This is a genomic window from Marivivens niveibacter, assembly GCF_002150005.2.
Taxonomy (GTDB): domain Bacteria; phylum Pseudomonadota; class Alphaproteobacteria; order Rhodobacterales; family Rhodobacteraceae; genus Marivivens; species Marivivens niveibacter.
The window spans coordinates 290,380-304,022 of record NZ_MSPP01000003.1; the positions used below are offsets into that span (position 1 = coordinate 290,380).

The following is a 13,643-nucleotide window of genomic DNA, read 5'->3' on the forward strand; positions in this document are numbered from 1 at the left end:
TCGCATCGGCGGTGATTCACCGAATTTTGCCCGATATTACATCCAAATCCGTCAGTGACACGCAAAATCACTGACGGATTTTTGACAATTTGGGGTATCTGAATACCCAAATGGGGTAGTTAGGGTGGCAAACGTATAGGGGCTATTACCTAGTAACGGTAAATATATTATTCGCATCGTCACACACTGTAACGAACGCGCATATGTAGGTTTTCCAAATGGGTTTCTTGTTCCTTCTTCTTGGTGCGGCTGGCATGGCTAGCTTTGCTGATCTGGACCTAGATGGTTCGGACAAAGACGTTGATGCATCCGAAGAAACCCAAGACGACGATGTTGATGTTTCCGCCGAAGCGTTGATCGAATTGTTGGAAGATGCGACCGTCGTTGACGGTGATGACGCAGGCTACGACATCGAAACCGCTGATGAAGACGATGTTGTTATCGTCGACGGCAAACAGGTTCTTGACGGTGAAGATTTCACTGACGAAAACATCGAAACCAATGATGGCGATGATTACGTCGAACTAACCGGTGGTCATGGTTCGCAAGCGGATGAAATTGATCTGGGCGCTGGTGATGATGTGATCAACGTAGGCTTTGGTTCGGTTGTGGACAGCCTGATCATGGGTGCTGGTGCGGACGTTCTGGCAATGACCGGCATGTGCACCGAAGTCACTGTCGAAGATTTCGATCCTGCAGAAGACGTTCTGGCGTTGGATCTGGGCCTATCATTCCTGAACGGCGACGATGCGATGGACTATGTTGAATTCAACGAAACTGACGATGGTGTGACAATGGCTGTTGTTGAACCAGAAGGCACCGAAATTTTCGCGATGGTTACCCTGAAAGGCCTAACGATGAACGACGTTGCCAATCTGGAAATCATGTTCGGCTAAGTTTGAATTTATCCGATGCGAAAAGGGCGGACCGTGGTCCGCCCTTTTGCGTTTAGAATGTATAGCCGACTGTAAGCGACAGATATGGCACTGCTGGCAAATCGGCCAGTTCGTCGTTCAGATCGTCAATGTCGGTTTGGAAATCCGCGTCAGTTGCATTTGTGGATGCTTCTAGAGATGTGAAAATCGCGCCAAGCTCACCACTCAGATAAACGCCGCTGTCCCAAGTGTAGTTGTAACCCGTTGCTAGCATTGGCGCGACATCGTCTTTGAATGCGATTTCAGCTTCGAATGTGTCAGTGCCGTCATCGAAATCGGTCGAAATGGCCGAATTGGAAAAGAACAGACCGCCCGATACGCGCCAGCCGCCCAGCACATAATAATCCGCGACAACACCCAAAGCGCCCAAGCTTAGGTCCGCAGTGACGTCGTAATTGGTGTCATCTTCGGATTCATAGGTGTCGGTTTCCGATACGTTGATACCGCCTAGATAGAAACCACGTGCCTTGATCTGTGGTGTGATTTCATAAGATCCTTCGATCATTGCCCCAAAGGTCGATAGGCCTGCACCGGCCTGCATATCGCCAGTCTCAGCGGCTGCTGCACCAGCTAAGCTCATAAATAAAATAGAAGAAAGTATCGTTTTCATAGTTAACCCCATAACAATAACGTAGGGTCAATTTACGTTTCCAACGTAACTATGAAATGCGCCAATGTGACCGGCGACTATTACAACCTAAAGGTGTTGCTGGTCGGTTACAGGTGGCGATGTTACACCGCCACCTGTTGATTGATTATGCTGCAGCTTTGCCGGCGCCAAAGCGGCCATAGAACGATTGACCTTTGTCTGCCATTTCACGCAGCAGCGGTGGGCAGGCGAAACGATCGCCATAGGCTTGGGTCAGTTGATCGCAACGTTCTGCGGCATAAGGTGCGCCCATAATGTCCAGCCAGCTGAACGGACCACCCGACCAAGGTGCAAAGCCCCAACCAAGGATCGCGCCAACGTCGCCTTCGCGGATGTCTTCCAACACGCCTTCTTCCAATGCGCGCACGGCCTCTAGGACTTGGGCGAACAGAAGACGGTGCTGAACGGTGGTCAGGTCGGGCTGTTCGTCGGCGGCTGGGTATTTCGCGGCCAGACCGTCCCATAGACCCTGACGTTTGCCTTTTTCATCGTAGGCATAGAAACCTGCAGCGGCTTTGCGGCCCATGCGGCCTTCGTCTGCCATCCAGAACAGCACTTCGTCCACGGCGTCGTTCGGATAGGCGTCGCCCATCGCGGCCTTGGTCGCTTTGGCGATTTTTACGCCCAAATCGATCGAGGTTTCGTCCGTCAACTGTAGCGGGCCCAATGGCATGCCAACCAGTTTCGCAGCGTTTTCGATCAGCGCAGGTTCGACACCTTCGCGGACCATGCGGATGCCTTCGTTGATGTATGGAATGATGCAGCGGTTCGCATAAAAGAACCGTTCGTCATTCACAACGATTGGCGTTTTGCGGATCTGGCGGACGTAGTCCAGCGCCTTGGCCACCGCACGATCACCGGTTTCTTTGCCTTTGATAATCTCGACCAGCATCATCTTTTCTACAGGAGAGAAGAAGTGAATGCCGATGAATTGTTCCGCATTTTTCGACGCTTTTGCCAGTTGGCTGATCGGCAGGGTCGATGTGTTGGTCGCAAAGATGCAGTCGGGGCCAACAACGGCCTCTACCTTTGCTGTTACGTCCGCTTTGACCGAAACGTCTTCGAACACGGCTTCGATGATCAGGTCACAACCTGCCAGCGCGTTGTAATCGGTGGTCGCGTTGATCAGGCCCAGAACTTGGTCTTTCTTTTCTGGGGTGGTCTTTTTGCGGGCGATGCCTTTGTCCAGATGCGCCTCGGTGTAGGCTTTGCCGCGGTCTGCGGCCTCTTGGCTGGCATCGATCAGGACGACTTCCATACCGGCCTGCGCGGATACCAGCGTGATGCCTGCGCCCATCATGCCTGCGCCGATAACGCCAACCTTTTTAACGGTTTGATCGTCAACAGCTGGACGGTTCGCGCCTTTTTCCAGCGCCTCTTTGTTGATGAACAGGCTGCGGATCATGGCCGAAGACGACGGGTTCAGCAGAACGTTGGTGAACCAGCGGGCTTCGATTTTCAGGGCCTGATCGAATGGGACCAACGCGCCTTCGTAAACGGCGGACAGCAGCGCCTTGGCGGCAGGATAGACGCCTTGGGTTTTGCCGTTGACCATCGCGGACGCGCCCACAAAGGTCATGAAACCAGCGGGGTGATATGGTGCGCCGCCTGGCATTTTGTAGCCTTTGGCGTCCCAAGGTTTCAGGATGTCGGCGTCTTTGGCGTTCAGAACCCATTCTTTGGCCGCAGACAGTAGTTCGTCAGCTGGCACAACTTCGTCCACGACGCCCGCTGCTTTGGCCTTTTTCGGGTCGTTCAGTTTACCCTCTAGCAGCAGCGGGGATGCTGCCATTGCGCCCAGTTTGCGCGACAGACGGGTGGTGCCGCCAGCGCCGGGGAAAATGCCAACCATGATTTCTGGCAGGCCGATTTTGGCCTTTGGGTTGTCGGCTGCGAAAATGCGGTGCGTCGACAGTGGGATTTCCAGACCGATGCCTAATGCGGTGCCAGGAAGGGCTGCAGCGATTGGTTTGCCGCCTTTGTTTGTTTTCGGGTCCATGCCCGCGCGTTCGATTTTGCGCAGGATGCCGTGCATGTTCATCACGCCGTCAAACAAACCCTTTGCAGGGTTGTCGCCTGCGCTATCTTTCATCTTTGCGATGATGTTCAGGTCCATCCCGCCAGCAAAAGTGTCTTTGCCCGACGTGATAACGATGCCTTTTACAGCGTCATCTGCCAGCGCCTGATCAACCAGAGCGTCCAGTTCGGCAAAGCCTTCTAGGCTCATGACGTTCATGGATTTCCCTTGAACGTCCCAAGTGATGACGGCGACGCCATCGGCGTCAATGGCCATAGTAAAGTCGGTCATTTGTTTCCTCCCGATAAATGGGTTTGGCATAGTGCCATAGCAGTTTGGCCCGCAGCGACAGGTCGCGGCAGGCTCTTTAACAGATTTAGGGTGTGGTCAGTGTTTACTTGCCCGCAGCTTGTAGTGCGGCAACCAATTCCAGAATTGGCGCGCGGGGCGCTTGAAATTGGGCAAGTTTGATTTTGATTTGATCGTCCACCAATTCGCAGAAATAGGTTGCTCCGACTTCCTGCATTGCGGTTCCGTCGATATCCAGCAAACGAAACTGAACCCATACGGGCAGGTGATCGTTGCGAGCGGGGCTTTGACGGGTGAAATTCACCTCGACCTTGGCCACGTTGCGTTGACGCAATGCAAATGTGATCAGATTGAACTCTGTCAGCATTTCTTCGTGATTGGTGATTGTGATCAATTCGTCCGAATATTGCAGCGCGTGGGGCATCGCAAAATAGTCGGTCATCCGATCCATTTTGCCCAAGAGGACATCCTTGGTCATGCGATCCAGCAGATCCATGGCCCGCTGCGCCAGTTCGGTGCATTCGAACGGGTTGTTTGCAGGCGATGCCTGCGTTTCGGTGAAAGTGTCGTTGCGTGTCATACCCATCTTTACACTCGTCCAGTCGTCCAACCGCATCACCCGAACGTTTGTAAACGTCTGCGTTATCTGCGGTTTCGTCCTTAACGACAGCGAAATCCGCTGCGTTACCCCAAAAGACGAAAATGTCCCCAATTAAAAACAAATCACAATCGATCGGCGCACTTTGTCCACAAGCGCCGGTCTCCCTGTGTATAGGTTTTTCAAAGCGGTTTGAATACATGATTCGTCTTCATTTCGGTGTCGGATGGGTGGGCAAAGGTCAGCAGTGTCTGACAAATGCCCAATTAATCAGAGAAAATTACAAACTCTGGGTTGATCACGTTTTTGTTACACTCGTTCGATGATAGTTGCTGCGCCCATTCCGGATGCAATGCACAGTGTCGCAAGGCCGACGCCTTTGCCTGTGCGTTCCAATTCATCCAGCAAGGTTCCGATGATAATCGCGCCTGTTGCGCCCAGCGGGTGACCCATCGCGATCGAGCCGCCGTTGACGTTCACAACCGATGGATCAACGTCAAACGCTTGCATGAAACGCATCACGACTGAGGCGAAAGCTTCGTTCACTTCGAACAGGTCGATGTCGGAAATCGACATGCCGTTGTCCGCCAGAATTTTTTCGGTCACGGGCACAGGGCCGGTCAGCATGATGGTTGGATCGGTGCCGATTTTCGCGGTTGCACGGATGCGGGCGCGTGGGGTCAGGCCGTATTTTTCGCCGAATTCTTTGTTGCCGATCAGAACGCCAGCCGAACCATCAACGATACCCGAAGAGTTACCAGCATGGTGGATGTGGTTAATGCGTTCCAGATGCGGGTATTTCATCAGCGCGACCTTATCAAAGCCGGGCATGACTTCGCCCATGTCTTTGAACGACGCTTTTAGGTTGCCCAGCATTTCGGTGGTGGTGCCGGGGCGCATGTATTCGTCGTGATCCAGTACGGTCAGGCCGTTTTGATCTAGAACGGGGATGATGGATTTTGCGAAACGGCCATCGTCCCATGCGGCTTTGGCGCGGTTTTGCGATTCAACGGCCAGCGCGTCGGCGGCTTCGCGGGTGAAACCGTATTCGGTCGCGATGATGTCTGCCGAAATGCCCTGAGGCACGAAATAAGTGTCCATCGCGATTGACGGGTCAACGGCAATCGCTGCGCCGTCCGAACCCATGGCCACGCGGCTCATCATTTCGACGCCACCTGCGATATACGCCATGCCAGCGCCGCCTTTGACTTGGTTCGCGGCGAGGTTCACGGCTTCCATGCCGGATGCGCAGAAACGGTTGATCGCCAGACCCGGGATCGATTCATCCAGATCAGACGCCAGCACCGCGGTACGCGCCAGACAGCCGCCCTGTTCGCCGACTTGGGTCACGTTGCCCCAGATCACGTCCTCGACCGCGTGACCGTCCAGACCGTTGCGGTTTTTCAGGGCGTTCAGAACGTTCGACGACAAACGAACGCTGGTCATTTCATGTAGGCTGCCGTCTTTGCGGCCTTTGCCGCGCGGGGTGCGCACGGCGTCATAGATATAGGCTTCGGTCATGTTTTCCTCCTCAGGCGTCGGGCAATGCGCGACGCATCAATTCGTATGGGTGTTTCCAACCGGGCAGGGCGCTGATGTTGTCCAGCCAACGGTCGATATTGGGGTATTCGCTGCGGTCAAAGCCGAAGTCTTCGGTGTAGAACAGATAGCTACAGCAGCTCAGGTCAGCGTTGGTCAGGGCGTCGCCCACGATCCAGTCACGTCCCTGCAAATGGGTTTCCAGTGTTTTGAATGCCGATTTCACGCGGCCCGCGATAAAGGCAACAACGTCGGCGCTGCGTTTTTCGGCAGGCAGGAAATTCATCTGGAACCGCAACATACCGATTTGGGACGAAAATTTATGGTTGTCCCACAGAACCCAGCGCAAAACCTCGCGGCGTCCATCGGGGGTCGAGCCACCGAATTTGCCTGTTTTTTCGGTCAGGTAGTCCAGAATGACGCCGGACTGAGCCAGCGTGACATCGCCATCAACCAAAACGGGGCATTCGCCCATTTCGTTCACGGCCAAAAATTCAGGGCTGCGCGCGCCGCCGCGGAAAAAATCAACCCAGACAGGTTCCCAGTCAACACCGGCAAGGGTCATCGCCAATGCCGCCTTGTAGGAATGTCCGCTTTCGCCAAAACAGTATAATTTCATTGCGATACCAATCTTTTGGGTGGTCAGGATGGAGGCAAGGCCCCCATCCTAGATCGCTTAGAACTGGTCCGCAGTCAGGCCCATGACAGTGTCCGCACCCGTTTCGATGCGGGCAAGGTGCATCGAACAAGCCGGTAGGCTGCGAGCCATGTAGAATTCACCGGTTTTGATTTTCGCGTTCAGGAAATCAGTGTCGGTGTTGCCTGCGTCCAGTTCCGAATATGCAGCGGCCGCCATGCGGGTCCACATCAGACCCAGACATACGTGGCCCATCATGTGCATGAAATCATACGAACCAGACAGGGCGTTGTTCGGGTTTTTCATGCCATTCTGCATGAAATACATACCCGCCGCTTGCAGCTGTTTGGATGCATTTTTCAGTGCATCGGTGAACGGTTTCATGCGTTCGTCTTCGTGGGCTTTGCATTCTGCTTTGACCATTTCAAAGAACGCCATGACGTGTTTGCCACCGTCTTGGGCCAGTTTGCGGCCAACAAGGTCCAGCGCCTGAATGCCGTTCGCGCCTTCGTAGATCATGGCAATACGGGCATCACGAGCGAACTGGGACATGCCCCATTCTTCGATATAGCCGTGGCCGCCGTAAACCTGCTGTGCCTGAACCGCCATGTCGAAACCTTTGTCGGTCAGGAAACCTTTGATCACAGGGGTCAGCAGCGACACCAGACCGTGGGCGGCTTCGTCGTGTTCGCGGCTGTGTTTGTCGATTAGGTTCGCGCCCCAATAGGTCAATGCGCGCGCACCTTCGACAAAGGATTTCTGCTCCATCAGGTTGCGGCGGATGTCTGGGTGCACGATGAGCGGATCGGCTGGGCCGTCAGGGTTTTTCGCGCCGGTCACGTCGCGGCCCTGCAGGCGGTCTTTGGCGTAGATCAGAGCGTTTTGGTATGCGGCTTCGGCCTGTGCGTAGCCTTGCAGGCCTACGCCCAGACGCGCTTCGTTCATCATGGTGAACATGGCGCGCATGCCTTTGTGTTCTTCGCCCACCAGATAGCCAACAGCGCCGTCATAGTTCATAACGCAGGTCGCGTTGCCGTGGATGCCCATCTTTTCTTCGATTTTGCCAACGGACACGGCGTTGCGTTCGCCTAGATCACCGTTGTCATCGACCATGATTTTCGGAACGATGAACAGGGACACGCCTTTGATGCCTTCTGGGCCGCCGACGATTTTCGCCAGAACCAGATGGATCACGTTTTCCGACATGTCGTGATCACCAGCCGAGATAAAGATTTTCTGACCAGTGATTTTGAACGAACCATCTGCCTGTGGTTCCGCTTTGGTGCGCATCAGGCCCAGATCGGTGCCGCAGTGCGGTTCGGTCAGGTTCATGGTGCCGGTCCATTCACAGGTCACCATTTTTGGCAGGAATTTCGCCTTTAGTTCGTCAGACGCGTGCGCGTGGATCGCCGAATATGCACCGTGGGTCAGGCCTTGATACATGTTGAACGCCATGTTCGCGGATACGAACGGTTCGTTCACGGCTGTCATCATCAGATATGGCAGGCCCTGACCGCCGTATTCAGGATCACAGTCCAGCGCGGTCCAGCCGCCTTCTTTCATTTGTTCAAAAGCGTCTTTGAAACCCTTCGGCGTGCGAACAACGCCGTTTTCAAAGGTGCAGCCTTCGGTGTCGCCAACCGCGTTCAGCGGGGCCAACACGTCGGATGCGATTTTACCTGCTTCTTCCACAACGGCAGATGTGAAATCGCGGTCCATTTCATCATAACCTGGCACGGATTGTTCCGAAACTTTCAGAACATCGTGCAGCAGGAACTGGATATCCTTTGTCGGTGCTGTGTAGCTAGGCATGGTGGTCTCCTCCGAGTGCGGTTAACCCGCGTTTTGCAGTCGTAGTTTTTCCAGATGCTGTCGGCCCCATTCCATCTGTTGCTTCAGATCTTCGATGGCGCTTTCCAACTCTGCTTTTTGATCTTCCATTTCTGCCAAATGACGTTTCGCAACCTCATAGGTTTCGGCCAATTGGGTTTCCTGCTGATCGTCCAGTTCATACAGGTCCAGTAGCTGGCGTAACTCTTCCAGGGTGAAACCAAACCGTTTGCCGCGCAGGATCAATTTCAGGCGGGCACGGTCGCGTTTAGTGAACAGGCGCTTTTGGCCTTCGCGGATCGGGAACAATAGCTCCTTCGCCTCGTAAAACCGCAAGGTGCGCGGCGTTACATCATACGCGTCGCACATTTCGCGGATGGTCAGTGTCTGTTCAGTCGTCATCGTCATTTGCAGTCCTAATTTGTGTCGGCATCGTTGCGGTGCAATCGTCGGCACAGGGGCAATGTAGTGCTCAAGTTGACCATAACGTAAACGAAACGCTGCGTCATTTCTGAGTGTGACGAAAGGTCAAATTCGAAGTTTTGAAAAAATGGGTGCCCAGAAACGAAAAAAGAAGGCGTTTTGCCTTCTTTTGGGGGGTGATTTGGTTGGGCTCAGGCTTTGTCTAGATTCGCCTGTGTTTCATCCCGCAGCTGTTTGAGGTCTTTCATCGTTTCCTCAAGCTGGGTCTTTTGTTCAGCTAACTGTGCAAGTTGTTCGTCAGCCATTTCAACCCATTTGCGCATTTGGGCATCGGTGCCCAGTTGGTCGTACATTTCCAGCCATTGGCGCAATTCTTCCAATGAAAACCCAAAGCGGCGACCACGCATGATTAGTGTCATACGCGCCACTTCGCGGGGGCCATAGAAACGGGCGCGGCCTTCGCGTTCGGGGGCCAACAATTCAATGTATTCATAGTACCGCAGCGTCCGCGGTGTCACATCGAATTTGGCGCACATCTCTTTGAAAGAAATTCGCGGTTCTGTCATGTGTCGACCTCCTCTCGCGCCACACTAGAAATAAAACATGCGTTCGGCAACCGCAGTTGACGTGACGGTGTACGAACGTACAACCACTTGCGCAAATGGGCATTTTTCCCGAATACTGCCCAAGCAGGAGGCCCAATGTCACACGAAACCGAAGATCGCCAAACGCTGATTGCCAATCAATTTATATCGTCTCTTCCGCATGCCAAGTCATTGGGGATGCGGCTGGTGGAAATTGGCGATGGTTTGGCCGCGATTGAAATGGATTACGATGAACGGTTCGTGGGCGACCCTGAAACGGGCGTGATCCATGGCGGGGCGGTTTCGGCCCTAATGGACACATGTTCGGGCGCGGCGGTGATGTGTCACCCTCAGGCATCGTTGGGAACAGCGACGTTGGATTTGCGCATCGATTATATGCGGTCCGCTACGCCAGGCCAGACAATTATTGCGCGCGCGGAATGCTATCACGTCACGCGCAGCGTCGCCTTTGTGCGCGCCACGGCCTATGACGATGACAGGGATCGGCCCGTTGCAACATCGACAGGCGCCTTTACCGTTGAACGCAAGGCATAGGACATAAGATGCGCAAACCTGAACCTGTCCAAGTCGTTAAACAACGTCGAGACGCTGCGCTGGAACGATTGATCCAGTCGATGCCCTACAGTCGTTTCTTGGGTATTCAATTTGATCGCCGAGGGGATGAATTGACGGCTGTTTTACCGTTCAAAGATGATCTGATCGGCAACCCTATTTTGCCCGCTATCCATGGCGGCGCGACAGCGGCGTTTTTGGAAACCGCCGCGATTGTTGAATTGGCTTGGTCGATGATCTGGTCCGACATCGAAGGCGAAGAGCCGCAAGGTGTCAAAGTGCGGCTGCCTAAAACCATTGATATCACGGTCGATTATCTGCGATCAGGTTTGCCGCGTGACGCCTATGCCCGTGCGCGGATCACCCGTGCTGGACGCCGCTATGCCAGCGTTCATGTCGAAGCATGGCAAGACAACCGTGAGCGGCCATTTGCGCAAGCCACGGGTCATTTTTTGATGCCATCCCGCGATGGATAACCTAACCTACCGGCGGGTTTTATCTATCGCCGTTCCAATTGTTTTGGCCAACATCACGGTCCCTTTGTTGGGGCTGGTGGACACGGGCGTTATCGGTCAATTGGGACAAGCTGCACCGTTAGGCGCGGTTGCCTTGGGCGCATTGATCCTTTCGGCCATCTATTGGGTCTGCGGGTTTTTACGAATGGGAACGACAGGTCTGACCAGTCAGGCCATCGGCGCAGGCGACATGGACGAAGCTTTTGCGCTGTTGAAACGGGGCCTGTTGGTTGGTTTCGGGTTCGGTTTGTTCGTCATCGTTGCCCAATGGCCGTTGTTCTGGGGGGCGTTCTATCTGTCCCCCGCGTCGGAACAGGTCGAAACGCTGGCCCGCCAATACATGTCCATTCGGGTTTGGTCCGCCCCTGCGGCGATTGCCAGCTATGCTGTCATCGGTTGGTTGATCGCCCGCGAAAGGTCACGCGGCGTTCTAGTGCAACAGATCGCGATGAATATCGTCAACATCGGGTTGGATATACTGTTCGTGCTGGTTTTGAACTGGGGCGTTGCGGGTGTGGCATGGGCTACATTCGTGGCCGATTGGACAGGCTTGGCGGTGGGCCTTTGGTTCTGCCGAGATGCCATCCGCACGCGGATCGGGTGGCCCGCGATTTTGGATGCCGCGCGGATCAAGCGCATGGCGATGGTGAATGTCGACATCCTGATCCGTACGCTTGCTTTGCAGGCAATGGTCGTCATGTTCGTCTTTTGGGGCGCAGCGATGGGCGATGTGCAACTTGCCGCGAACGAAGTGTTGATGCAATTTCTAACTTTGGTCGCGTTCTGTTTGGACGGCTTTGCGTTTTCGGCAGAAACGCTTGTGGGTCAGGCGATGGGGCGAGGGGACCGTAAATTGCTACGCCGCGCGGCGATTTTATCGTCTATTTGGGGCGCGATCACGACCGTTGCGATGGTTGTTCTTTTCTGGCTGTTTGGCACCGCAATTATCGACTTTCTAACCACGGCGCCCGACGTGCGCGAGGCGGCGCGAGTATTCTTGCCCTACATGATTGTGGGCCCCTTAATCGGCTTGCCTGCTTGGATGCTGGACGGAATTTTTATCGGCGCGACCCGCACGCGCGACATGCGCAACATGATGTTGATTTCATTCGCAATCTACATTGCGGCCGCAATCCCGTTGATTGACCAATTCGGCAATCACGGTGTTTGGTTAGCGATGATTGTCAGTTGGATCGCGCGCGGGGTGACGTTGGGTATCCGCTACCCCGCATTGGAACGATCGGTCGTGCCTACAAAAGGCTAAGGATGTTTTCAGGTGGACGGCCTACAACAGCACGATCCCCATCGATCACAATAGGACGTTCAATCAGTTTTGGGTTGGCCGCCATCGCTGGAATAATTGCGCTGTCATCGGCGTCTTTCAGGCCAAGTTCGCGATAGATCGCTTCGCCCGTGCGCAACAAATCGCGCGGCGACATGTCCAATTTTTCAATGACGTCTGCCAGTTCGGCTTCGGTCGGGGTGTCGGTCAGATAAAGGCGAACCTCGGGGTCGACACCGTTTTCTTGCAGCAGGGCCAATCCTTGACGGCTCTTGCTGCAACGTGGGTTGTGCCAGATGATCATGTCCAATCGCTCCGGCCCGAACCGACAGCTTGTTTGACCGATTCAAACCCATCGCGTTTCAACAGTTCGTCCAGACCGCGGGTAATTTTGGTCACCAACCCCATGCCGCCATAGACCAGCGCGGTGTACAGCTGAACCGCAGAGGCACCTGCGCGGATTTTTTGATAGGCTTGTTCTGCTGATCCAACGCCGCCGACGCCAATAATTGGCAGATCGGTCATGGTGGATAGTTTGGCCAGAACGCGGGTGGATTTTTCGAACAAAGGCTGACCAGATAGGCCGCCTTTTTGGTGCGCGTGCTGGCTCAGCAAACCTGCACGATCCAACGTGGTGTTCGTGGCAATGATGCCTGAAATCCCAGATGCGTTTGCGACTTCGGCGACATCGGTGATTTCCGCCTCGGTCAAATCAGGGGCGATTTTCAGGAAAATCGGGATTGGCCGATTTAATGCCGCGTTGGTTTCGATGACCCCGCCCAACAGCGCCGACAATGCATCTTTGCCTTGTAGGTCGCGCAGTTTTTCGGTGTTCGGGCTGGATACGTTGACCGTCGCAAAATCAAGGTTTGCAGCGCAGCGCGCCAATACAGTTGCGAAATCTTTCGCGCGGTCTTCGCTGTCTTTGTTCGCGCCTAAATTCAAACCGATAACCGCGTTTTTCGGACGTTTCGCCAGACGAGCGGCTGCGGCATCCATGCCTTCGTTGTTGAACCCGAACCGGTTGATCGCGGCGCGGTCTTCGGTCAGGCGGAACAGACGCGGTTTCGGGTTGCCGGGTTGCGGGCGCGGGGTGATGGCCCCGACTTCGATAAACCCGAACCCACAACGGGTCAAAGGCGCAAGAACGGTCGCGTTTTTATCAAATCCCGCAGCAAGGCCCAATGGATTCGCCAGTTCCAGACCCGCAATCGATGTTTTCAACCGAGGCGAAGAATAAACTTCGGTCTTTGGGGCGATTCCGTATTGCAGGGCCTTGATCGCCAATCCGTGAGAGGCTTCCGGATCAATCTTGCGTAGGGCAGACAGGCCGATTTGTTCAATTAGGTTCATTATAGCTCCGGAAACTGGTGCGCACCGTCGACCAGCGGCAATGGTTTTTCCCAAATAACATCCTGCATCTTTAAGTTGCGGTAAAGATGCGGAAACAGCGCCCCACCGCGCGACGGTTCCCATTTCAGGTCATCCGCCAGCGCATCGCTGTCTAGCGCGATTAAATGCAAATCCGTTTCGCCAGCAAAATGTTTTGCAGCAGTTTCAACGACCTGATCGGCAGTTGAGATATGAATATAGCCATCCGTCACATCAATCGGAGCCCCAACGGTTTCCCCATCGGTGCATAGTTGATCCCATTCGGCGGCGCGGAAAATTTTGTAAATCAGCATAGCGATGTCATGCCTTTGTCATTGCAGCGGGTCAAGTGCCTGCAAAACAGGCAATCCACTGACATTT

Annotated in this window: 15 protein-coding genes; 4 read left to right on the forward strand and 11 right to left on the reverse strand. The window is 54.4% G+C overall.

All coding sequences use genetic code 11. The features are described from left to right. The first annotated feature begins 218 nt into the window (after positions 1-218). On the forward strand, positions 219-896 hold the full coding sequence (locus tag BVC71_RS10125) for a hypothetical protein (RefSeq protein WP_086451550.1): 678 nt from the start codon (positions 219-221) through the stop codon (positions 894-896). Between the two features lie 52 nt (positions 897-948). Here the strand turns inward: BVC71_RS10125 and BVC71_RS10130 are convergent, their stop codons facing one another. The 8 genes from BVC71_RS10130 to BVC71_RS10165 all read right to left on the reverse strand — a co-directional run bounded on the left by BVC71_RS10130 (position 949) and on the right by BVC71_RS10165 (position 9,503). Then, positions 949-1,545 carry a hypothetical protein gene (locus BVC71_RS10130; RefSeq protein ID WP_165767757.1) on the reverse strand — a complete coding sequence of 199 codons (597 nt, stop codon included), beginning with the start codon at positions 1,543-1,545 and terminating at the stop codon, positions 949-951. A gap of 145 nt (positions 1,546-1,690) precedes the next feature. After that, positions 1,691-3,892, reverse strand: coding sequence for a 3-hydroxyacyl-CoA dehydrogenase NAD-binding domain-containing protein (locus BVC71_RS10135; RefSeq protein WP_086451552.1), 2,202 nt, complete (start codon positions 3,890-3,892; stop codon positions 1,691-1,693). Positions 3,893-3,995: 103 nt separating this feature from the next. Next, on the reverse strand, positions 3,996-4,490 hold the full coding sequence (locus BVC71_RS10140) for a hypothetical protein (RefSeq protein ID WP_133064519.1): 495 nt from the start codon (positions 4,488-4,490) through the stop codon (positions 3,996-3,998). Positions 4,491-4,817: 327 nt separating this feature from the next. After that, on the reverse strand, positions 4,818-6,029 hold the full coding sequence (locus tag BVC71_RS10145) for an acetyl-CoA C-acetyltransferase (RefSeq protein WP_086451554.1): 1,212 nt from the start codon (positions 6,027-6,029) through the stop codon (positions 4,818-4,820). Positions 6,030-6,039: 10 nt separating this feature from the next. Next, positions 6,040-6,666 carry a glutathione S-transferase family protein gene (locus BVC71_RS10150; RefSeq protein WP_205905966.1) on the reverse strand — a complete coding sequence of 209 codons (627 nt, stop codon included), beginning with the start codon at positions 6,664-6,666 and terminating at the stop codon, positions 6,040-6,042. Positions 6,667-6,723: 57 nt separating this feature from the next. Next, on the reverse strand, positions 6,724-8,496 hold the full coding sequence (locus BVC71_RS10155) for an acyl-CoA dehydrogenase C-terminal domain-containing protein (RefSeq protein WP_086451556.1): 1,773 nt from the start codon (positions 8,494-8,496) through the stop codon (positions 6,724-6,726). Between the two features lie 21 nt (positions 8,497-8,517). After that, a complete protein-coding gene (locus tag BVC71_RS10160) occupies positions 8,518-8,916 on the reverse strand; it encodes a MerR family transcriptional regulator (RefSeq protein ID WP_086451825.1) in 399 nt (132 codons plus the stop codon). Positions 8,917-9,128: 212 nt separating this feature from the next. Next, complete coding sequence (locus tag BVC71_RS10165) at positions 9,129-9,503, reverse strand: MerR family transcriptional regulator (RefSeq protein WP_086451557.1); 375 nt, start codon at positions 9,501-9,503, stop codon at positions 9,129-9,131. Between the two features lie 135 nt (positions 9,504-9,638). Here BVC71_RS10165 and BVC71_RS10170 point away from each other — a divergent pair, with 135 nt between their 5' ends. Genes BVC71_RS10170 through BVC71_RS10180 form a run of 3 tightly spaced genes read left to right on the forward strand, consistent with a single transcriptional unit; the run spans position 9,639 to position 11,873 of the window. After that, positions 9,639-10,076 (forward strand): PaaI family thioesterase, encoded by a 438-nt coding sequence (locus tag BVC71_RS10170; protein WP_086451558.1) that lies wholly within the window; start codon positions 9,639-9,641, stop codon positions 10,074-10,076. 8 nt (positions 10,077-10,084) lie between these two features. After that, positions 10,085-10,570, forward strand: coding sequence for a PaaI family thioesterase (locus tag BVC71_RS10175; RefSeq protein ID WP_086451559.1), 486 nt, complete (start codon positions 10,085-10,087; stop codon positions 10,568-10,570). Continuing rightward, positions 10,563-11,873 (forward strand): MATE family efflux transporter, encoded by a 1,311-nt coding sequence (locus BVC71_RS10180; protein WP_086451560.1) that lies wholly within the window; start codon positions 10,563-10,565, stop codon positions 11,871-11,873. The genes BVC71_RS10175 and BVC71_RS10180 overlap by 8 nt, the downstream gene beginning before the upstream one ends. Here the strand turns inward: BVC71_RS10180 and arsC are convergent. From arsC to BVC71_RS10195, 3 genes are read right to left on the reverse strand one after another with little or no spacing between them, the layout of a single operon-like run. Beyond that, on the reverse strand, positions 11,860-12,195 hold the full coding sequence (arsC, locus tag BVC71_RS10185; RefSeq protein ID WP_086451561.1) for an arsenate reductase (glutaredoxin): 336 nt from the start codon (positions 12,193-12,195) through the stop codon (positions 11,860-11,862). The genes BVC71_RS10180 and arsC overlap by 14 nt on opposite strands. Next, positions 12,192-13,244, reverse strand: coding sequence for a quinone-dependent dihydroorotate dehydrogenase (locus BVC71_RS10190; protein WP_086451562.1), 1,053 nt, complete (start codon positions 13,242-13,244; stop codon positions 12,192-12,194). The genes arsC and BVC71_RS10190 overlap by 4 nt, the downstream gene beginning before the upstream one ends. Then, positions 13,244-13,576 carry a DUF952 domain-containing protein gene (locus BVC71_RS10195; RefSeq protein WP_086451563.1) on the reverse strand — a complete coding sequence of 111 codons (333 nt, stop codon included), beginning with the start codon at positions 13,574-13,576 and terminating at the stop codon, positions 13,244-13,246. Before BVC71_RS10195 ends, BVC71_RS10190 begins: the two co-directional genes overlap by 1 nt. Positions 13,577-13,643: the final 67 nt, after the last annotated feature.

Bases quoted from the DNA above. Each gene is read 5' to 3' on its own strand.
- BVC71_RS10125 (WP_086451550.1), top strand. From the start codon at position 219: ATGGGTTTCTTGTTCCTTCTTCTTGGTGCGGCTGGCATGGCTAGCTTT.
- BVC71_RS10130 (WP_165767757.1), bottom strand. From the start codon at position 1,545: ATGAAAACGATACTTTCTTCTATTTTATTTATGAGCTTAGCTGGTGCA.
- BVC71_RS10135 (WP_086451552.1), bottom strand. From the start codon at position 3,892: ATGACCGACTTTACTATGGCCATTGACGCCGATGGCGTCGCCGTCATC.
- BVC71_RS10140 (WP_133064519.1), bottom strand. From the start codon at position 4,490: ATGACACGCAACGACACTTTCACCGAAACGCAGGCATCGCCTGCAAAC.
- BVC71_RS10145 (WP_086451554.1), bottom strand. From the start codon at position 6,029: ATGACCGAAGCCTATATCTATGACGCCGTGCGCACCCCGCGCGGCAAA.
- BVC71_RS10150 (WP_205905966.1), bottom strand. From the start codon at position 6,666: ATGAAATTATACTGTTTTGGCGAAAGCGGACATTCCTACAAGGCGGCA.
- BVC71_RS10155 (WP_086451556.1), bottom strand. From the start codon at position 8,496: ATGCCTAGCTACACAGCACCGACAAAGGATATCCAGTTCCTGCTGCAC.
- BVC71_RS10160 (WP_086451825.1), bottom strand. From the start codon at position 8,916: ATGACGACTGAACAGACACTGACCATCCGCGAAATGTGCGACGCGTAT.
- BVC71_RS10165 (WP_086451557.1), bottom strand. From the start codon at position 9,503: ATGACAGAACCGCGAATTTCTTTCAAAGAGATGTGCGCCAAATTCGAT.
- BVC71_RS10170 (WP_086451558.1), top strand. From the start codon at position 9,639: ATGTCACACGAAACCGAAGATCGCCAAACGCTGATTGCCAATCAATTT.
- BVC71_RS10175 (WP_086451559.1), top strand. From the start codon at position 10,085: ATGCGCAAACCTGAACCTGTCCAAGTCGTTAAACAACGTCGAGACGCT.
- BVC71_RS10180 (WP_086451560.1), top strand. From the start codon at position 10,563: ATGGATAACCTAACCTACCGGCGGGTTTTATCTATCGCCGTTCCAATT.
- arsC (WP_086451561.1), bottom strand. From the start codon at position 12,195: ATGATCATCTGGCACAACCCACGTTGCAGCAAGAGCCGTCAAGGATTG.
- BVC71_RS10190 (WP_086451562.1), bottom strand. From the start codon at position 13,244: ATGAACCTAATTGAACAAATCGGCCTGTCTGCCCTACGCAAGATTGAT.
- BVC71_RS10195 (WP_086451563.1), bottom strand. From the start codon at position 13,576: ATGCTGATTTACAAAATTTTCCGCGCCGCCGAATGGGATCAACTATGC.